This is a genomic window from Brevundimonas sp. NPDC092305 (assembly GCF_044755415.1).
GTDB lineage: Bacteria > Pseudomonadota > Alphaproteobacteria > Caulobacterales > Caulobacteraceae > Brevundimonas.
This window is the reverse complement of record NZ_JBIVQY010000002.1, coordinates 47,816-65,324: the sequence shown is the minus strand read 5'-3', so window position 1 is coordinate 65,324 and position 17,509 is coordinate 47,816. Positions and strand designations below refer to the sequence as shown.

General features: G+C 68.0%; 19 protein-coding genes. 9 read left to right on the top strand and 10 right to left on the bottom strand.

Annotated features, from left to right (window positions below; translation table 11 throughout):
* The first annotated feature begins 19 nt into the window (after window positions 1–19).
* Together ACIQC9_RS10830 and scpA are read left to right on the top strand one after the other, a co-directional pair.
* Window positions 20–1,408 carry a methylmalonyl-CoA mutase family protein gene (locus ACIQC9_RS10830; RefSeq protein ID WP_400615618.1) on the top strand — a complete coding sequence of 463 codons (1,389 nt, stop codon included), beginning with the start codon at window positions 20–22 and terminating at the stop codon, window positions 1,406–1,408.
* Window positions 1,405–3,549 carry a methylmalonyl-CoA mutase gene (gene scpA, locus ACIQC9_RS10825; RefSeq protein ID WP_400615615.1) on the top strand — a complete coding sequence of 715 codons (2,145 nt, stop codon included), beginning with the start codon at window positions 1,405–1,407 and terminating at the stop codon, window positions 3,547–3,549. Before ACIQC9_RS10830 ends, scpA begins: the two co-directional genes overlap by 4 nt.
* On the opposite strand, the gene ACIQC9_RS10820 is transcribed toward scpA, so the two are convergent.
* The 7 genes from ACIQC9_RS10820 to ACIQC9_RS10790 form a co-directional block, all read right to left on the bottom strand.
* Window positions 3,546–3,956 (bottom strand): DUF6491 family protein, encoded by a 411-nt coding sequence (locus ACIQC9_RS10820; protein WP_400615613.1) that lies wholly within the window; start codon window positions 3,954–3,956, stop codon window positions 3,546–3,548. The two genes, scpA and ACIQC9_RS10820, sit on opposite strands and share 4 nt — an antisense overlap.
* Window positions 3,957–3,989: 33 nt before the next feature.
* A complete protein-coding gene (mnmD, locus tag ACIQC9_RS10815) occupies window positions 3,990–5,756 on the bottom strand; it encodes a tRNA (5-methylaminomethyl-2-thiouridine)(34)-methyltransferase MnmD (protein ID WP_400617331.1) in 1,767 nt (588 codons plus the stop codon).
* 20 nt (window positions 5,757–5,776) lie between these two features.
* Window positions 5,777–6,067 (bottom strand): hypothetical protein, encoded by a 291-nt coding sequence (locus ACIQC9_RS10810; protein ID WP_400615611.1) that lies wholly within the window; start codon window positions 6,065–6,067, stop codon window positions 5,777–5,779.
* 140 nt (window positions 6,068–6,207) lie between these two features.
* On the bottom strand, window positions 6,208–6,480 hold the full coding sequence (locus ACIQC9_RS10805) for a hypothetical protein (RefSeq protein WP_400615609.1): 273 nt from the start codon (window positions 6,478–6,480) through the stop codon (window positions 6,208–6,210).
* Between the two features lie 139 nt (window positions 6,481–6,619).
* A complete protein-coding gene (locus tag ACIQC9_RS10800; RefSeq protein ID WP_400615607.1) occupies window positions 6,620–7,030 on the bottom strand; it encodes a hypothetical protein in 411 nt (136 codons plus the stop codon).
* A gap of 74 nt (window positions 7,031–7,104) precedes the next feature.
* Window positions 7,105–7,974: a flagellar motor stator protein MotA gene (gene motA, locus ACIQC9_RS10795; RefSeq protein WP_400615605.1), complete on the bottom strand. Its 870-nt coding sequence runs from the start codon at window positions 7,972–7,974 to the stop codon at window positions 7,105–7,107.
* An 80-nt stretch (window positions 7,975–8,054) separates the two neighbouring features.
* Window positions 8,055–9,854, bottom strand: a complete 1,800-nt coding sequence (locus ACIQC9_RS10790; RefSeq protein WP_400615602.1) for a long-chain-acyl-CoA synthetase — start codon at window positions 9,852–9,854, stop codon at window positions 8,055–8,057.
* A 260-nt stretch (window positions 9,855–10,114) separates the two neighbouring features.
* Between ACIQC9_RS10790 and ACIQC9_RS10785 the strand changes: the two genes are divergently transcribed.
* Entirely contained in the window at window positions 10,115–10,585 is a 471-nt protein-coding gene (locus ACIQC9_RS10785; RefSeq protein ID WP_400615600.1) for a peptidase S1, read from the top strand.
* A 133-nt stretch (window positions 10,586–10,718) separates the two neighbouring features.
* On the top strand, window positions 10,719–11,297 hold the full coding sequence (locus tag ACIQC9_RS10780; RefSeq protein WP_400615597.1) for a hypothetical protein: 579 nt from the start codon (window positions 10,719–10,721) through the stop codon (window positions 11,295–11,297).
* A 58-nt stretch (window positions 11,298–11,355) separates the two neighbouring features.
* Here ACIQC9_RS10780 and ACIQC9_RS10775 read toward each other — a convergent pair whose 3' ends face one another.
* Together ACIQC9_RS10775 and ACIQC9_RS10770 are read right to left on the bottom strand one after the other, a co-directional pair.
* Window positions 11,356–11,889 (bottom strand): lipocalin family protein, encoded by a 534-nt coding sequence (locus tag ACIQC9_RS10775; protein WP_400615594.1) that lies wholly within the window; start codon window positions 11,887–11,889, stop codon window positions 11,356–11,358.
* 57 nt (window positions 11,890–11,946) lie between these two features.
* A complete protein-coding gene (locus ACIQC9_RS10770) occupies window positions 11,947–12,831 on the bottom strand; it encodes a DUF1206 domain-containing protein (protein ID WP_400615592.1) in 885 nt (294 codons plus the stop codon).
* Window positions 12,832–12,935: 104 nt separating this feature from the next.
* Between ACIQC9_RS10770 and ACIQC9_RS10765 the strand changes: the two genes are divergently transcribed.
* The 3 genes from ACIQC9_RS10765 (at window position 12,936) to ACIQC9_RS10755 (ending at window position 15,650) form a co-directional block, all read left to right on the top strand.
* Entirely contained in the window at window positions 12,936–13,874 is a 939-nt protein-coding gene (locus ACIQC9_RS10765; protein WP_400615589.1) for an ABC transporter ATP-binding protein, read from the top strand.
* Complete coding sequence (locus tag ACIQC9_RS10760; protein ID WP_400615587.1) at window positions 13,874–14,641, top strand: ABC transporter permease; 768 nt, start codon at window positions 13,874–13,876, stop codon at window positions 14,639–14,641. Before ACIQC9_RS10765 ends, ACIQC9_RS10760 begins: the two co-directional genes overlap by 1 nt.
* A 73-nt stretch (window positions 14,642–14,714) precedes the next feature.
* On the top strand, window positions 14,715–15,650 hold the full coding sequence (locus ACIQC9_RS10755; RefSeq protein WP_400615585.1) for a hypothetical protein: 936 nt from the start codon (window positions 14,715–14,717) through the stop codon (window positions 15,648–15,650).
* 31 nt (window positions 15,651–15,681) lie between these two features.
* On the opposite strand, the gene ACIQC9_RS10750 is transcribed toward ACIQC9_RS10755, so the two are convergent.
* Entirely contained in the window at window positions 15,682–16,065 is a 384-nt protein-coding gene (locus ACIQC9_RS10750; RefSeq protein WP_400615583.1) for a hypothetical protein, read from the bottom strand.
* A 108-nt stretch (window positions 16,066–16,173) separates the two neighbouring features.
* Here ACIQC9_RS10750 and ACIQC9_RS10745 point away from each other — a divergent pair, with 108 nt between their 5' ends.
* Together ACIQC9_RS10745 and ACIQC9_RS10740 are read left to right on the top strand one after the other, a co-directional pair.
* Complete coding sequence (locus ACIQC9_RS10745; RefSeq protein WP_400615581.1) at window positions 16,174–16,833, top strand: dihydrofolate reductase family protein; 660 nt, start codon at window positions 16,174–16,176, stop codon at window positions 16,831–16,833.
* A complete protein-coding gene (locus ACIQC9_RS10740) occupies window positions 16,833–17,489 on the top strand; it encodes a glutathione S-transferase family protein (RefSeq protein WP_400615579.1) in 657 nt (218 codons plus the stop codon). Before ACIQC9_RS10745 ends, ACIQC9_RS10740 begins: the two co-directional genes overlap by 1 nt.
* The last annotated feature ends 20 nt before the right edge of the window (window positions 17,490–17,509 follow it).

Genomic DNA, 17,509 nt, shown 5'->3' with positions numbered 1-17,509 from the left:
GGCGGGGCATGGGAAGCGCATGTCCGAGACCTTTCCCACGCCTTCGCCCGCAGACTGGCGAGCGCTCGCCGAGAAGGCGCTGAAAGACCGTCCGCTGGAGAGTCTGGTCCATCTGGATGCGGACGGTCTGGCGGTGCGGCCACTGTACGCCGCCGCCACAGGCGTCGAGCCCCTGTTCGCGCCGCGGCCTTCGGAGGCGGAAGGCCGGGCGTGGGATTTGCGGGCGACTATCGAGGGCGACAGCCCGGCGGTCGTCAATGCGGAGGTCCTGACCGAACTGGAAGGCGGCGCGGCTTCGGTTGTCCTGAGGGGCGCGATCCTGAAGGACAGCGAACCGCTGGCCCAAGCTCTGGAAGGCGTGGCGCTGGAACTGGCGGCCGTGGCGCTGGACGCCGGGCTGGAGGGACCGGACGCGGCCAATGCGCTGGCGGTGGCGGCGAAAGGGTCGCCGCGCGCGAAGCTGCTGTTCCACATGGACCCCGTGTCGGCCTTCGCAGCGTCAGGCGCGGCGCCCCGGTCGATGGAAGAGCACCTGATGCTGGCGGCCAACACGGCGGCGCGGCATGCGGGAGCCTATCCGGACGCAAGATTCTTTCTCGCCTCGGGCCGGGTCGCGCACGAAGCCGGCGGGTCGATCGGACAGGAGCTGGCCTTCGCGGCGGCCAACGCCGTCGCCCTGATCAAGGCGGCCGTGGGGGCCGGGATGAGCGTCGAGCAGGCCCTGCGCGGCACGGTGTTGGGCGTGGCGGTGGATCAGGAATATTTCGACGGGCTGGCCAAGGTCCGGGCGCTGCGGCTGATGTGGCGATCGATCTCGCGGGCGTTCGGGGTCGGGGTCCCGGCGGTGATCGAGGCCCGATCGTCGCGGCGGATGCTGGCGGCGCGCGACCCGTGGCCGAACCTGCTGAGGCTGACGGCGGCCGGGTTCGCAGGCGCCGTCGGGGGCGCGGACGCGGTGGTGCTGGAGGGCTTTACCCGGGCCGAGGGCACGCCGGACGCCTTCGCCCGACGGCAGGCGCGCAACACCCAGCTGGTGCTGATGGAAGAGGCCAGTCTGGGCCGGGTCGACGATCCGGCGGCGGGCAGCTGGTATCTGGATCAGCGGACGCGCGAACTGGCCGAGGCCGGCTGGGAGGAGTTTCGCATCATCGAGGCCGAGGGCGGGATACTGGACGCCCTGCGCGGCGGCCTGATCCAGCCCCGCATCGGCCGGGCGCGTCAGGCGCGCGAGCATGCGCTGGCGGCGGGGACTGTACATCTGGTCGGGGTGACCAAATTCGTCGATCCCGAACCCCGATCTACCCACACCGACGTGGAGGTGGAGACGGTGACCGCCGGGGGCGGAGACGTCTGCGAGCCGCTGACGCCCATTCGCTGGGCCGCGGATTTTGAAGCGGGAGAGGCATGATGGGCTTTCCCGACTTCTCGAAGATCGCCCCCGACTTCGGCTCGACCGGCACAGGGCCGATGCGCGAGCCGTGGCTGACGCCCGAAGGTCTGACGGTGCAGACCGCCTATGACGCCTCGGCGCTGGACGGGTTGGACTTCATCAACGGCCTGCCGGGCATCGCGCCGTTCCACCGCGGCCCCTATCCGACGATGTACGCCGGCAATCCGTGGACGATCCGCCAGTACGCGGGCTTCTCTACGGCCGAAGAGTCCAACGCCTTCTATCGGCGAAATCTAGCGGCGGGTCAGAAGGGCCTGTCGATCGCCTTCGATCTGGCGACGCACCGGGGGTACGACAGCGACCACCCGCGGGTGAAGGGCGACGTCGGTATGGCCGGCGTGGCCATCGACAGCATCTACGACATGCGGACCCTGTTCGACGGCATTCCGCTGAACCAGATGTCGGTGTCGATGACGATGAATGGCGCGGTGCTGCCGATCCTGGCGCTCTACGTCGTCGCAGCCGAGGAGCAGGGCGTCCCGCACGCAGCCCTGACCGGGACCATCCAGAACGACATCCTCAAGGAGTTCATGGTCCGCAACACCTACATCTATCCGCCCGGGCCCTCGATGCGGATCATCGCGGACATCTTCGCCTGGACAGCGCAGGAGGCGCCGAAGTTCAACTCCATCTCCATCTCCGGCTATCACATGCAGGAGGCGGGGGCGTCGGCGGACATCGAGCTGGCCTACACGCTGGCGGACGGGATCGAATACCTGCGTGCGGGCAAGGCGGCGGGGATGTCGATCGACCGGTTCGCGCCGCGCCTGAGCTTCTTCTGGGCCATCGGCATGAACTACTTCATGGAGGTGGCCAAGATGCGCGCCGGCCGCCTGCTGTGGGCCGAGGCCGTGCGACGTGAGGGTGGCGTCGATCCCAAGTCGCTGAGCCTGCGGGCGCACTGTCAGACCTCGGGCTGGTCGCTGGCGGCGCAGGATGTGTTCAACAACGTGTCGCGGACGATGGTCGAGGCCATGGCGGCGGCGGGCGGGCAGACGCAGAGCCTGCACACCAATGCCCTGGATGAGGCGCTGGCCCTGCCGACCGACTTCTCGGCCCGGATCGCGCGCAACACCCAGATCCTGCTGCAGCAGGAGACCGGCCTGACCCGGGTCATCGATCCGTGGGGCGGCAGCTACTACGTCGAGCGACTTACCCACGAACTGGCCGAACGCGCACGCGCCCACATGGTGGAAGTGGAGACACTCGGCGGGATGGCGAAGGCCATCGAGGCCGGCATTCCCAAGCTGAGAATCGAGGAGTCGGCGGCGAAGACCCAGGCGCGGATCGACACCGGCCAGCAGACTGTAGTCGGCGTGAACAGCTATCCCAATCCCGTCGTCGACGACATTCCGATGCTGAAGGTCGACAACGCCGAGGTTCGCGCCCGGCAGATCGAGAAGTTGCAGCGGCTGCGGGCCGAGCGGGATCAGGCGGCGACCGATGCGGCGCTGGAGGCCCTGACCAACGGCGCGCGCGGGAACGCCAACCTGCTGGAGCTGGCGGTGCAGGCCGCGCGGGCCAAGGCGACCGTGGGCGAGATCTCGGACGCGCTGGAAGCGGCGTTCGGCCGACACGTGGCCACGGTCAAGACCGTGTCCGGCGTCTATGCGAAGGAGGCCGGCAAGGACGCCCGTTTCGCCCGCGCCCGCGACATGGTGGCGACCTTCATCGAGAACGACGGCGGGCCGCCGCGCGTGCTGATCGCCAAACTGGGTCAGGACGGGCACGACCGGGGCCAGAAGGTCGTGGCCACCGGCTATGGCGATCTGGGGTTCGACGTCACGGCGGGCAGCCTGTTCCAGACGCCGGCCGAGGCGGCGCGGGATGCGGTCGACAAGGGCATGCACGTGGTCGGAGCCTCATCTCTTGCGGCGGGCCATCTGACGCTCGTCCCCGAATTGAAGGCCGAGCTGGAGCGGCTGGGACGGCCGGATATCATGATCGTCGTCGGCGGGGTGATCCCGCCGTCAGACATCCAGCCGCTGCTCGAAATGGGCGCGGCCGCGGTCTATCCGCCCGGTTCGACGATCGCCGACACGGCCGTGGACATGATCGAGAAGCTGAACCAGCGGCTCGGCTACGCCCAGAAGGGTTAGGGTCTCTCGCGAGACGGCAGGGCCGCGATTTCCTCGGCCGTCAGCTTCTTCTCGATGCGGGCGCGGCAGACGTTGGGCACGTCCGGGCGGCCCGGCACAGCGATCCGCGCCCAGTCGCCGGTGCACAGGCGGCTGCCGCCCACAGCGCCGATGTCTGGCGTGATGGCCAGGCTGTTGGCGTAATCCAGATCGAAGCAGCCGCCGCTGGCGTTCAGCTGAAACACGTCGTCCCGGCCTGCGCGGACGTAGACGATGCTCGGCGGCGACTGGCGGAAGTTGCGGATGAAGTCGACGTTGAAGCACTGACGCTCCGACGCGGCGGTCTGGACGGCGGGAGTGTCGGCGGTCGGCGCACAGCCGGCGGCGAGGCTGGCGATGGCGGCTGTGGCGAGAGTCATGGTGCGCATGGTGGTCTCCTGACGCCCCCGTCCTGCACAGCTTCAGCCAACTTCCGGTTCGGCGCAAGACTGGAAACGAGCAGGATCGACTAGCGCGGCCTGTGCAGCGGTGATGGGCGACGGCGCAACCGCCACGAGCGCGGCCACATGCTCGGCCAGCAAGGGGGCGGCGCAGAAGCCCCGCGAGCCCAGACCGCCAAGGATGAACAGGCCCGGATGGCCGGGGATTGCCCCGGCGAGCGGAAGACGGTCGCGGGTCGTGGCGCGGACGGCTGCGCGGGACTGGACGGGCAGGTCCGCGATCGTCTCGGCGAGGGCCGGCAGGGCGGCGGCCAGCGTCGCGCGATTGCGGGCGGTGTCGTCAGCGCGGGCCTCGGTCGAGACATCATCCCGGTCGTGGGTGGCGCCGAACAGGAAGCCCTCCCCGGTAGGAACCGCATAGCCGCCCCAGGCGACGGGAGCGACGGTTGCACCTTCCACCCAGTCCGCCTGCCCGCGGACAGCGCCGAGCTGCGCGTCACACAACGCCGTCGAACCGTGGCCGGCGGCGAGGATAACGGCGTCGGCCTCAAGGATCATCTCGCCGCTCGGGTCGACGAGCCGGAAGCGGTCATCAACCCGGTCGATCCTGGCCACGTGAGCGCGGAGGCGTGCGCTGCCGTCGAGCCAGACGTTGAGAACGGCCTCCGGGCGGATCGCCAGCGCGGTGTTCATCATCAGGCCCGCGCGACGGACCGGCTCACCGAGCCGGGCGGAGGCTTCTCCAGCGGAAACGGCCGTCATCGCACTTTCGGGCCAGAGATCCTGTTCGGCGAGACGGGGGAAGCGGGCGCCGTCACGCGCTGAGTGTTCGAGCTGGAGAACGCCCTGATGAACAACCGCGTCGGGCGTGGCCGCGTAGAGCGATCCGGCGCGTTCGAGCGCGGCGGCGAACAGGCCGGCGATATCCGCATCGCCGAGATCGAACCGCGGTGTGACGAGGGCGGCGGGAAAGCCGGACGCGCCCGCACCCGGGCCATCGGCCTCAATCACCGTCACACCCACGCCGAGCCGGGTGAAGGCCCGGGCGAGAGCGGCGCCGGCTATGCCCGCGCCGATGACAGCGACCAAGGGTCGGACTTCGGGCGCGGGCTCGGTCGGCAGCCGGGCCTCGAGCCGCTCGCGCTTGCGGCCGTGGCCCGGGCGTTTCTCGATGTTGAACCCTTGGGCGGCCAGACCGCGCCGGACAGCGCCCGCGACGGTGAAGGTGGCGACCCGTGCTCCGGGTGCGCTGAGGGCCGCGATCCGCTGGAAGACCGTCTCCGACCACATGCCGGGGTTGGTCGACGGGGCGAAGCCGTCGAGGAACCAGGCGTCGGCGCGTCCGGACCACTGGCCCAGCGCCCACTCGACGTCCCCGATGGCGAGATCGAGCGTCGCGTCGAAGCCGGGTAGGTCGAGCCGATGGAAGCCCGGGGCGGCGGGCGGCCATGCGTCGAGCAGGGCCTTGGCCGCGTCAGCCAGCTCTGGCCAGGCGGACAGGGCGCGGGCGGCGTCCTCGCGGGACAGCGGAAAGCCCTCGATCGAGAAAACATGCAGACGTCCGCCGCGCGGTCGGGTGCGTCGCCAGAGGTCCAGCAGGGCGGCGATGTTCAGGCCGGTGCCGAACCCCAGCTCTGCGACGACGAAGCGGGAGCGGCCGGCCCATGCTTCCGGGAGACCGCAACCCTCGAGAAAGACGGCTCGCGTTTCCGCCAGCCCGTCCTCCCTGGAGAAATAGACGTCATCGAAGCGGCCCGAGCGAGGCGCGCCGTCGTCGGCCCAGAGCAGCCGGGGGGATCTGTCGTCGGTCAGTGGGCGGGCGCCGCAGGCGGAGCGGCAGGCGCAGAGGGCACGGCCTGCGCATCGGCAGCCTCAGCAACCGGCGCTTCCGGCTGGGCTTCCGTGGACTGGACCGCTGCGGCCGCTGCGGCCGCGTCGGCGGCGGCTTGATCCATGGTCACCGTGGCTTCGTTGGGATCAGCGACGGCGCTGGCGGCGACTTCCTCGCCATGCGGCTCCTCGGCGTGTTCAGCGGGCTTGTTGCAGCCGATGAGCGCCAGAACGGCGGTGGTGGACAGCACGAGGGCGAGACGGCGCATGGGTATCTCCGTGATGTGACTTCGGTTCGAGTACCGGCCGGACAGGCGGACCGGCAAGTGAAATCGGGATACGAAAAAAGGGCCGCCCTTTCGGACGGCCCTTTCCGGAACGGTCAGGGACCGTTCGATGTCGAGATCGCTTAGTGAGCGGCCTTCTCTTCGGCGGCCGGAGCCGGAGCCATGGCGGCGCCTTCGGCCGGAGCCGGGGTCGCGGCGGCGGCGGCCGTGGCGTCGCCGGCAGCGGCGGTCGCGTCGCCAGCGGCGGTCGCGGCCGTAGCGGCGGCGTCCTGGGCGGTGTCGGCGGCGGCGGTGGCTTCACCGGCGGCTTCAGCAGCCTTGTCTTCAGCAGCGGGTTGGCAGGCGGCGAGGGCCAGAGCGGCGGCCGAGGCGGCGATCAGAGCAACGATGCGCATGAGTATTTCCTTCCCAAGGATATGTTGCGGGGTCTTACGCCCCACACGGGGAGGTAACGCCCGCGTGAAAGGAAGCGCAAGTGAATTCCTCACGCGTTCGTGAAGCCATGTGTGCAGCCTCATGCCGCGTCCGTGACCCCTATTTCTTGGCCTGCACGGCCGGGTTGGTCGGCGAATAGGCGTAGGGCGCGGGCTGCCCCGGGTTGGCGGAGCCCGCCGCAGCGGCGGTTTCACGCGTGTTGCGCGAGGGCGCGTCGGCGGGAATGTCGCTGTTGACCGTCGGCGCGCTGCTCATCGACGAACCGGCGGACGCCGAGCCGGCGCCGGACATGGATTCGCCTGAGGCTGTCGAACCGGAGTTGCTGCTTTCGCCTGCGGCCATTGCGCCGGAAGCGGCAGGCGCAGAGCCTGTCGTCGGCTCAGCCGAGGATGCGGCGTCGACCGCGTCTTCCGACATCGGAGTCGTTGGCTCTTCAGCCGGACGGTTGCAGGCGGCGAGGGTCAAGGCGGCGACGCTTGCTGTCGCAATAGCCAGAATGCGTGGGGTCACTTCAGTCCTCCATAGCGTGACCGCGGGGCGGTCGGTGGAGGGCTAACCCCTGATAAAGATCAACGTTCCGGGAGTCAGGCCTCGGTCGGCGCAGCCGACAGGGCTTCTTCCATCTCGGTAAAGGACGGCTGGGCGCTGGTGGGGATGTCGCCGCGTCCGATCTCGACCGAGATCTGGGCTGCGTTGCCGTGCAGGTGGGCGACCAGCACCGACTGGATGATCTTGTAATAGGCGCCGTCGCTTTCGATGATGTCCTTCAGGCGCGTGGCGAACGGGCCGATCATGCCATAGGCGAGGAACACGCCGAGGAAGGTGCCGACGAGGGCCCCGCCGATCATGCCGCCCAGAACTTCCGGCGGCTCTGTGATCGAGCCCATGGTCTTGATCACGCCCAGCACGGCGATGACGATGCCGAGCGCGGGAAGGGCGTCGGCGAGGTTCTGCAGCGCATGGGCGCCGGCCTGGGCCTCGTGGTGGTGCTTCTCCAGCTGCTTTTCCATGGCGTCCTCGATCTGGTGAGGATCCTCGAGGTTCATGGTCATCATGCGCAGGGTGTCGCAGATGAAATCGACGGCGAAGTGGTCCTTCAGCACCTTCGGGTACTTCTGGAAGATGGTGCTCTCGGCCGGCTTCTCGATGTGGCTTTCCAGCGCGATCACGCCCTTGGATTTCATCGTCTTGGTCAGCAGGAACAGCAGCGACAGCAGGTCCTTGTAGTCTTGCTTCTTCCACTTGTTGCCGCCGAAGATGCGGCCGAACCCGCCCAGGGTGGCCTTTATGGTTCCCATAGAGTTGGCGATGATGAAGGCTGCAATACCCGAGCCGCCGATGCCCATCAGCTCGAACGGCAAGGAGTGCAGGATGACCGCCATCTTGCCGCCCGCCAGCAGATAGCTGCCGAACACCATGCCGAACAGCAGGACGATGCCGATGATCTGGAACATGGAATGCGGTTCGCCTGCGTCGGGATGAGACGCCGGTTATCGCCGTTAATCATTAAGGGGCGGTTGCGAAATCGCCGCTCTCAGAGCCGCGTTTCACCGCTGAGAATGGCTTCGCGCGCCGCTTCGCTGAGCTTGGTGTAGCCGCTCTTGCCGCCCCGAACGTACAGCGGACCGTCGACCTTGTCGGGATCGAAGCCGTCGGCGACCAGATCGACCTTGCGGTATTTGAACGTCCCGGTGGTTTCAGCGGATTTGATCAGACGGACGAAGGCGGGGCGGGCGTAGGAGGGCAGCTCCTGCTCGACCCATTCGGCGAAGGCCTTTGCCGAGAACCGGCCGTCGATCACCAGGGCGACCATGCCGGCCTTGCCCTCGTGTCCCGGCACTGGGACGCCATAGGCGATGACTTCCTTCACGCCCGGCGCATCGGCCAGCCGTTGTTCGACCTCGGCGGTGGAGACGTTCTCGCCCTTCCAGCGGTAGGTGTCGCCGATCCGGTCGATGAAATAGATATAGCCCTCGCTGTCCTGCTTCATCAGATCACCGGTCCGGAACCAGCGGTCGCCGCGTACGAAGACGTCACGAAGGATTTTCTTCTCCGATGCGGCCTTGTCGGCGTAGCCCGAGAAGGCGTGTCGGGTGTCGTCGCCGATCTGCCCGATGGCCTCCCCGACCTCGCCTGCCTTGGCCGGCTGGCACAGTCCGTCGGAGCCGCGCACCGGCAGTTCCGTGTCGATGTCGAAGCGCACTAGGCGGAAGTTGACCTGCTTCTTCAGGAAGGCCGGCACGCGGCCGATGGCGCCCGGTTTGCCGTCGAAGTTGAAGACCGAGACGTTGCCCTCGGTGGAGCCGTAGAACTCAAGGATGTTGGGGATGCGGAAGCGCTGCTGGAAGTCGGTCCAGACGTCGGGCCGCAAGCCGTTGCCAAAGGCGAGACGCAGCTTGTGCGCGCGCTCGTCGGCATGCTCGGGGCAGTTGACCAGATAGCGGCACAGCTCGCCGATGTAGACAAACAGGGTCGCGCCCGAACTCTTCACGTCGCCCCAGAAGGTCGAGGCCGAGAAGCGCTTTCTCAGCACCAGCTTGCCGCCGTTCAGCAGCGCCGGACCGATGCCGACGAGGCCGCCGGTCGAGTGGTAGAGCGGCAGGACGTTGAAGGTCACATCCTTGTCAGTCGCCGCCGTCATGCCGGCGAAAGCGCGCATATAGGTGCGGGCCCGGGCGTGGGTGATCTTCGCCGCCTTGGGAAGGCCGGTGGTGCCCGAGGTGTAGATGTAGAGGGCGGTGTCGCGGTTGGTCAGGCCCATGCGGGCGGATCGCGCGGGACGAACCGAAGACCCGCTGCGCATCGGCTTGTCCAATCCCCGCCGGTCGTCGGCCTCGTCGGCGTCGGCCAGCCCCAGAACCCACAGCATCAGATTGCGCGTCACCAGCGGCCGGGCGTCCTCGACCTTGCGCCAGCAGTCCTCGTCCACCACGACCTGCGAGGCGTTCGAGATGGTCAGGGAGTGGGCCAGCGCGTGGCCGGTCAGGTTGGTGTTGATCAGGGCCGCAGCCACGCCGACCTTGGAGAAGCCCAGCCAGGCGGCGAGATATTCGGCGCGGTTCAGCATGACCAAGGCGACGGTGTCGCCGCGTTTCAGCCGACGGCTCTGGGCCCAGTGGCCGAACCGGTTGGCCATGGCGTCGAGCTCGCGATAGGTCAGCGGGCGCCGGTCGTCCTCGATGGCGATGTGATCGGCGAAGCGGTCGGCGGCCTCTTCCCAGTCGTCACAGACCAGCACGGGGCTGTCCATGTCGATCGGCTTGATGCGCTTGAGCAGGCGACGCAGGCTGCCGGCGAACCGCAGGTCCCGTCGGATGTTGGCGATCAGGCCCATGATCGTCTCGTCTCCGTTTGCCGCCTCCCAAGAGTTCGGTGATGAACAAGGCCCTGCGCCGGGTCAACCGGACGTAAAGACCCGGGACGATTTTTAGGGGCCCGTTCGGCGTTTGCGTGGAGGCGTGGCGCCGAAGCGGCGGTGACGCGACGTCACTTTCCATCAGGCCAGACGGCTCTTGCGGTCAGACGGGCAGGCGCGCTTTATTCCCGAACGGTGGTTGGCGACGTGGGGTTCGCTGACGCCGAAGGGGCCAAACCATGAAGACCATTCTCGCCGTCGCCAGCGCGCTGGCGCTCGCCGCCATCGCCGCGCCCGCCGCGGCCCAGGACATCAGCGCCGAGCCGAACTACGGCTCGATCGACCTGTCGCCGGGTTTTCAGCCTGATCCGCATCTGGTCAGCCTGCGAGCCGGCGGCGACATCAACGCCTCGAACATCAGCGGGGCCAGCTGCTCGGGCTACATCACCAACCCGCCGGACTTCCGCCTGAACTGGGGCGGCAAAGGCTCGCTGGATCTGAAGTTGTCGGTGGTTTCGAACAGCGACACAACGCTGGTGGTCAACGGACCGAATGGCGAGTGGTACTGCGACGACGATTCCGGCGACGAAACCAACCCGGCCCTGACCCTGCGCTCAGCGTCCGGTCAGTACGACATCTGGATCGGCACCTACTCCAGCGGCGACACCAAGCCGGCGGTGCTGTCGATCTCGGAACTGACTACCTTCTGAGGTTAGCCGAAGTCTTTCCGCCGAAGCGCCACAGTTATGGCCGCAAAGGTGTTTCTTCGCGGCATTCGGGTTTCCCGTGGAACCGCTGTTTCACGGGCGGGTTTGCTCTCCACTGATTTGGAGGAGCTGACAGATGTCCGTGACCTATACTGAAGACCGGGTAGAACCGGTTGCTGAAGAAACCTTTGTTCCCGTCTATGCCCGCCGTGGCCGTACCGCCTCGAAGAAGAAGGGCGGCGTGAAGACGTGGATGATTCTCGCCCCGATCGGTGCCGTCGTCGTGCTGGGCGGCGCCGCCGCCATGCTGATGGGCGGCGGTGACGAGGTCGCCGAGCCCGCCCTGGTCGAACCGGCCGCCACCGCGCCGGTCCTGCCGGCCACGCCTGCCCCGACCGACTTGGCCTCCGCACCCCTCACCTCGGCGGCCACCCCGGCCCCGGTCGAGGCTGCACCGCAGCCGAGCCCCGCTCCTGCGCCCGTCGCCCGGACCAGCGAGCCGGTTCGCCGCGCCACGCCGGCCCCGGCCCGTCGCGCGGCTCCGACCCCGGCGCCAGCCCCGGCCGCCCGCGTCGAAACTCCGGCGGCCCCGACCGGTCCACAGCCTTATGTCGCCCCGGCGTCGCCCACGGCGTCATCGCTGAACACCGCGCCGACGACCGCCCCGGCCGCCGCGCCGCGCACCCCTACCATTCAGGTTCAGCCGCTGAACTGATTTGGCCGAGCCCAAAGACAAAGCCCCGGCGGAGCGATCCGCCGGGGCTTTCGCTTTATCAGAATGCTGGAAACTCAAGGCGGGTGGGATCGTATCCAAGCGACCGAACGCGGCCGATCAGGGCTTCGCGCTCTCTCGCGGAAGGCACCTCGCGAGCGTAAATCCACAGTTTTTCGAACGTCGGATCGGCGGAGATGAACCAGCTGTAGTCGTCGGCGTGGTCCAGCACCCAGTAATCCCAGACAACGAAGCCCCAGAAGTAGCGGACGCGCATCTTGGCGTTTGTTCCGGGGTCCATGATCTCGCCGCGTCCACTGATCGCTTTCTCCCGGCCGTCCGGCGTACCGACCTGACAGGTGTCGCGGACGTCGACGCGGGTGGGGGCGGTCAGGGTGTAGGCGCTGGCGCCGGCGACGCAGCCGTCGGTCATGCTCATGGGCAGCCGCGCGATCTCAAGCCAGCGCCCGGTATAGAATCGATCGAGGTCGACGGCCTTGGCCGGCTGCGGCGCTCTAATCTGATCGGGGGAAGGGCCAGTGGCGCAGGCGGCCATCGAAAGCGCGAGCGAGGCGGCGAGAAGGGTGCGGATCATGGCGGTCTCCGGTGCTGCAATACCGTAGCTACGCCAGCGGTTCCGTCCGGATGCCGATCAGGCCAGAGGCTTGAGCTCGCGCGGGGGCCGGATGCGGCGGAAACGCCCCTCGATGAAGGAGAAGGTCCCGAACGCGATGAAGCCGAGCGCGGCGATGGACAGGATCCATGGACCCGCCGGCTGACGCTCGACCGTCTCCAGCGCAGCGCCGAAGCTGGTGACGTCGGACGGCTCTGCGTGCCACCCGGCCAGGACGACCAGAATCGCCAGCGGCAGATAGGCGAAGCCGCGCGCCATGTATCCGGCGCGGGCAAGCGGCGCGACGCGGCGGCAAAGGTTTTCTGAGCAGGCGAGGAAGGCGGTGAAGTCCTCGCGCCAGGCCCTGACGATGTTGGCGATCCCGACGCCGAGGATGCACAGGCCGACGCCGGTCAGCAGCCAGTTTCCGGCGGGCAGGTTCAGAAGTCGCGACGCGTTTTCGTGACTGGCGGCGATCTCGGTGGCCTCGGGGTCCGCCGGTGTGTGGACCAGCAGGCTGAAGGCGCTGAAGGCGAGAAAGGCGTAGCCCAGACCGCTGAAGAACTGGGACGCGCGGGTGCTGATCCCGTCCCAGGTCCGACCTTCGTGATCGGCGTCGAACACCGCCTGCAGCATCCGCCACTGGACGAAGGCGAGCAGGCCAAGCCCGAGCAGGAACAACCAGACCCGCCCCAGGGGCTGCTGCGCAAGCCATGCGATGGCGCCGGTAGGCCCGACGGCGTCGCCGGCGAGATTGGCGGCGGCCAGAAGTGTGAGCACGCCAACGGACAGGTAGACGAACCCTCTCGCGCCATAGCCGACGCGCGCCGCCACCTCGACCAGCCGCGCCCACAACGGCGCGCGGCGATGAAGGGACGGCAGGTTCCGGAGGCGGCTGCGCAGGAAAGCGAAGGCGTTGGTCACCCGGCGACAAACACCTGAGCCGAATTATGGCTCCGCTTCGTCGCGCCGGGGTTGAGGTGCGACGCCCGGCCGCATATCTGCTCGACCGAACGGGAGTTCTGCGCATGCGGCCGGTGATCGAGATCAAGGGTCTGTCGAAGACCTACAAGTCCGGGCTGCAGGCCCTGAAGACCGTGGATCTCGAGATCGGCAAGGGCGAGATCTTCGCCCTGCTGGGCCCGAACGGGGCGGGCAAGACGACGCTGATCTCTATCGTCTGCGGCATCGTCACGCCGTCGACCGGCACGGTTCTGGCGGACGGGTTCGACATCCGGAAGGACTACCGCAAGGCGCGCACGGCCATCGGTCTGGTGCCGCAGGAACTGACGACCGACGCCTTCGAGACGGTCTGGGCGACGGTGACCCTGAGCCGCGGCCTGTTCGGCAAGGCGCCCAATCCGGCGCACATCGAGAAGGTGCTGCGCGAGCTGAGCCTGTGGGACAAGAAGGACGCCAAGATCATGACCCTGTCCGGCGGGATGAAGCGCCGGGTGATGATCGCCAAGGCCCTGTCGCATGAGCCGGACATCCTGTTCCTCGACGAGCCGACGGCGGGCGTGGACGTCGAGCTGCGTCGCGACATGTGGGAGCTGGTTCGTCGGCTGCGCGAGAGCGGCGTGACCATCATCCTGACCACCCACTACATCGAGGAGGCCGAGGAGATGGCCGACCGGGTGGGCGTGATCCTGAAGGGCGAGCTGATCCTGGTCGAGGAAAAGACCGCCCTGATGAAGAAGCTGGGCAAGAAGACCCTGACGCTTCAGCTGCAGGACGTGCTGACGACCGTGCCGCCGGAACTGGCTGACTGGAAGGTCGAGCTGAAGGGCGAGGGACACGAACTGGAGTACGTCTTCGACGCAAATGCCGAGGACACCGGCGTGCCGGGCCTGCTGCGGCGGCTGGAGGCGACCGGGATCGGGTTCAAGGACCTGTCGACGCGGCAAAGCTCGCTGGAAGACATCTTCGTGGGCCTGGTCCACACATCCAAGGCGGAGGCGGCCTGATGACGTTCAACGGTCATGGCGTCTGGGCCATCTACAAGTTCGAAATGGCCCGCGCCCTGCGCACGGTCTGGCAGTCGATCGTTACGCCGGTGATCACCACGGCGCTGTATTTCGTCGTCTTCGGCTCGGCCATCGGCAGCCGGATGACCGAGATCGACGGCGTCCCCTACGGCGCCTTCATCGTGCCCGGCCTGATCATGCTGAGCCTGTTCACCCAGTCGATCTTCAACGCCTCGTTCGGCATCTATTTTCCCAAGTTCACCGGCACGATCTATGAGCTGCTGTCGGCGCCCGTGTCGCCGCTGGAGATCGTGATCGCCTACGTCGGGGCGGCGGCGACCAAGTCGGCGGTGCTGGGGCTCATCATCCTCGCGACGGCGGCCTTCTTCGTGCCGCTCCAGATCCTGCATCCGGTCGAGATGTTGCTGTTCCTGATCCTGATCTCGACGACCTTCAGCCTGTTCGGCTTCATCATCGGCATCTGGGCGCAGAGTTTCGAACAGCTGCAGTTCATCCCCATGCTGGTGGTGACGCCGCTGACCTTCCTCGGCGGATCCTTCTACTCGATCCACATGCTGCCCGAGCCGTGGCGGACGATCACCCACTTCAACCCGGTGGTCTATCTGATCTCGGGTTTCCGCTGGGCCTTCTACGGGACGTCGGACGTGGGGATCGGGACCAGTCTGGCGGCCACGCTGGGCTTCTTCGCCGTTTGTCTGGCGGTCGTATTCCGGATGTTCCAGACCGGCTATCGGCTGAAGAACTAGACCGTCACGAAAAGGGCCGGTTCGGTCCGCAGGGTGATGGATCGCTCCGAGAGTTCCCGAGTTCGCAGGCCCGATGACCGACACCGACCGCAAGATCAACGGACAGCCCGAGCCCTGGCGTCGCCAGGTCGTCTGGGGTCGTCCGCCGCAGCAGACCTTCCGCGCCGGGCCTTTGCCGAAGGGCGAACGGCTGCCGCCTCTGCCGGAACCGCCGCGCGAGGCCCCGCTGACCACCCGGCCCGCCAGCAGCATCTTCAGCGGCTCGATGATTCCGCAAGCGCCCTCGCAGCCTGCGCCCCAGCCCCTTGCCGATGAGGTTTCGGTGCTCGACGATGTGATCATCGAAGCGCCCCGGACGAAGCGGAAGAGTCGTAAGGCGGCCGCCGCTCCTGTGACTGAACCGGCGCTGGAAACCCCGGTCGAAGCGCCCGTCGAACCCGAAGTGGTCGCGGCGCCCGGCTTGACCCAGGTTGAGCCCGAACCGGCTGCGCCGATGGTCAGCCCCACACTGGTCGCAGCGTCGGCCCGTCGCCGGGCGCCCAACCGGTTGCCGCTCTATGTCGGCGGTGCGGTGGCTGTTGTGGCCCTGATGGCGGTCGGCGGCTTCATGCTGTCGCGCTCGACGCCGCCTGCCGCCGATAGTCCCGCCATCGCACCGGCAAGCGATCCGGTCGCCATCGTTGATGCGCCGGCGGCGGCGGCTCCGGTCGTTGAAGTTACCGCTCCCACGGCTGCCGCACCCGCAGCGGCGGCGCCGGCGGTTACGCCCGCGCCGTCCCGGCCGACGCCGCCCGTCGCCCGGCCGACAGCGGCTTCGTCACGGCCCCGGACGACTTCGCCCGCTCCCGCAGCCGCCAGCGCACCTCCGCCAGCCCCGGCCATCGTAACGGTCCCGCTGGTCGAGACGCCTGCGCAGACCACGCCCTCAGGTCCGCCGCCAACTGCGGCCGAACGCCCGAGCGTGGACCCGGACGCGCCGGTCACAACCCGCCCTCAGCCGCTGAACTAGACCCCCTCTCCCGCGAAGGTAGACGGAAAAGTCAGGTCGACTTCAAGGTGACGTAGCCGCGCTCGATCATCCGGCGCAGGCCTTCGTAGGCTTCGGCCAGTTCCTCGTACGCCGCCCGCGACGCCGTCAGTCTCGCGATCTGGTCGGGTGTGGACGGCGAGCCGGATTCCGACAGGCGCAGGGCCTCGGCCACCCATTTGCCGCGCGCCGTCGCCGTCAGGATGGCCAGCCGCTGAAAGTGCTGGGGCTCGAGCCCCGGCAGCATCTGGCCCAGCACCTCGCGGTTCGCGCCGAACGCCGAATAGTCGATCTGCTCCAGCAGGCCGCGCAGGCGGCGCTGCTCCTGCGGGTCCAGATCCTGCGGCTCGAAGTGGTCGCGCGAGCGCCGGTAGGTGTTGGTCTGGATGGTCGACATGGCGTCACTCCCAACGCTTTTCCCCGAGGGTGCGCCGCATCGCTTAACGAGGGCTTGCCAAGACGGCGGACGAACGCCTTTCTGACGTCATAGCGATGGGAGCGATGAATGGCTGGCAAGGTGCGTGTCTCGAGCTATGCGGTCTCGGCCGATGGTTTCGGCGCGGGTCCGGACCAAAGTCTGGAAACGCCGCTGGGTGTCGGCGGAGAGGGCATGCATCGCTGGTTCTTCCCGACCGCCACCTTCCAGTCGATGTACGGGGCGGGGCAGGGCGAGACCGGCGTCGATGACGATTTCGCCAGGCGCGGCATGGCCGGGCTGGGCGCATGGATTCTCGGGCGCAACATGTTCGCGCACTCTCGCGGCCCGTGGCCTGAGGATGACAAGTGGAAGGGCTGGTGGGGCGAGGAGCCGCCCTATCGCTGCCCCGTCTTCATCCTGACCCACCATGCGCGGCCGTCGTTCGAGATGAAGGGCGGGACAGTCTTTCACTTCGTCACGGAGGGGATCGAGGCCGCCCTTGAGCGCGCGCGGGCGGCGGCGGGCGATCTCGATATCCGCATCGGCGGCGGCGCGGAGACGATCCGGCAGTATCTGACGGCCGGCCTGATCGACGAGATGCATATCGCCGTGTCGCCGGTGCTGCTGGGGCGTGGAGAACCGCTCTGGGCCGGGCTGGATCTGCTCGCCCTGGGCTATGATATCCGTGAGAGCATGGCCGGCGAGCGGGCGACCCATCTGGTCATTGGTCGGAAGGAGACCGTCTGATGTCCCTGATCCTGTGGTCGCATCCCTATTCCGGCTATGGCCAGAAGGCGGCGACGGCCCTCTATGAACTGGGCCTGCCGTTCGAGCTGAAGCTGGTGGACGGCGACGCGGAGCGGATGGCCGGGTTCGCGGAGGTGTCGCCCTTCGCCAAGATGCCGGTGCTGATCGACACGGACGCGGGCCGGACGATCATCGAGTCCAGCATCGTCATCGAATATCTGGACCGGCTGGCTGGCGGCGGGCGGCTGATACCGAACGATCCGGATGAGGCGCTGGAGGCGCGGTTCATGGATCGGGTGCTGGACACCTATGTCGGCGGCAACATGAACCGGATCGTCTTCAACCGGCTTGGCCGGGCGGGAACGCCGAACCCGACGGCGATCGAGCTCGACGAGAAGGAGCTGGAAACGGCCTGGGACATGATCGAGGCGCGTCTGGCCGATGGCCGGACGTGGGGGGCGGGCGAGACCTTCACGCTCGCCGACTGCTGCGCTGCGCCGCTGGTGACCTATGCGCGGCGGCTGGTCCCGTTCGGCGACCGGCCGAGACTGAGGGCGTGGCACGGGCGGCTGCTGGCGCGACCGTCGTTCGTCCGGGCGCTGGAGGATGCGGCGCCGTTTGGGGATCTGATGCCCGCGGATCCGCCGCAGGATTAGGCAAGAAAAAGGGCCCGGTC

Excerpts from the sequence above, each read along its gene's own strand:
- ACIQC9_RS10810 (WP_400615611.1), bottom strand. The coding sequence starts at position 6,067 with ATGCGCCGTCTCGCCCTCGTGCTGTCCACCACCGCCGTTCTGGCGCTC.
- ACIQC9_RS10805 (WP_400615609.1), bottom strand. The coding sequence starts at position 6,480 with ATGCGCATCGTTGCTCTGATCGCCGCCTCGGCCGCCGCTCTGGCCCTC.
- ACIQC9_RS10775 (WP_400615594.1), bottom strand. The coding sequence starts at position 11,889 with ATGATCCGCACCCTTCTCGCCGCCTCGCTCGCGCTTTCGATGGCCGCC.
- ACIQC9_RS10820 (WP_400615613.1), bottom strand. The coding sequence starts at position 3,956 with ATGCGCACCATGACTCTCGCCACAGCCGCCATCGCCAGCCTCGCCGCC.
- ACIQC9_RS10790 (WP_400615602.1), bottom strand. The coding sequence starts at position 9,854 with ATGGGCCTGATCGCCAACATCCGACGGGACCTGCGGTTCGCCGGCAGC.
- ACIQC9_RS10785 (WP_400615600.1), top strand. The coding sequence starts at position 10,115 with ATGAAGACCATTCTCGCCGTCGCCAGCGCGCTGGCGCTCGCCGCCATC.
- motA (WP_400615605.1), bottom strand. The coding sequence starts at position 7,974 with ATGTTCCAGATCATCGGCATCGTCCTGCTGTTCGGCATGGTGTTCGGC.
- scpA (WP_400615615.1), top strand. The coding sequence starts at position 1,405 with ATGATGGGCTTTCCCGACTTCTCGAAGATCGCCCCCGACTTCGGCTCG.
- ACIQC9_RS10750 (WP_400615583.1), bottom strand. The coding sequence starts at position 16,065 with ATGTCGACCATCCAGACCAACACCTACCGGCGCTCGCGCGACCACTTC.
- ACIQC9_RS10780 (WP_400615597.1), top strand. The coding sequence starts at position 10,719 with ATGTCCGTGACCTATACTGAAGACCGGGTAGAACCGGTTGCTGAAGAA.
- ACIQC9_RS10755 (WP_400615585.1), top strand. The coding sequence starts at position 14,715 with ATGACCGACACCGACCGCAAGATCAACGGACAGCCCGAGCCCTGGCGT.
- ACIQC9_RS10830 (WP_400615618.1), top strand. The coding sequence starts at position 20 with ATGTCCGAGACCTTTCCCACGCCTTCGCCCGCAGACTGGCGAGCGCTC.
- ACIQC9_RS10740 (WP_400615579.1), top strand. The coding sequence starts at position 16,833 with ATGTCCCTGATCCTGTGGTCGCATCCCTATTCCGGCTATGGCCAGAAG.
- ACIQC9_RS10765 (WP_400615589.1), top strand. The coding sequence starts at position 12,936 with ATGCGGCCGGTGATCGAGATCAAGGGTCTGTCGAAGACCTACAAGTCC.
- ACIQC9_RS10760 (WP_400615587.1), top strand. The coding sequence starts at position 13,874 with ATGACGTTCAACGGTCATGGCGTCTGGGCCATCTACAAGTTCGAAATG.
- ACIQC9_RS10745 (WP_400615581.1), top strand. The coding sequence starts at position 16,174 with ATGGCTGGCAAGGTGCGTGTCTCGAGCTATGCGGTCTCGGCCGATGGT.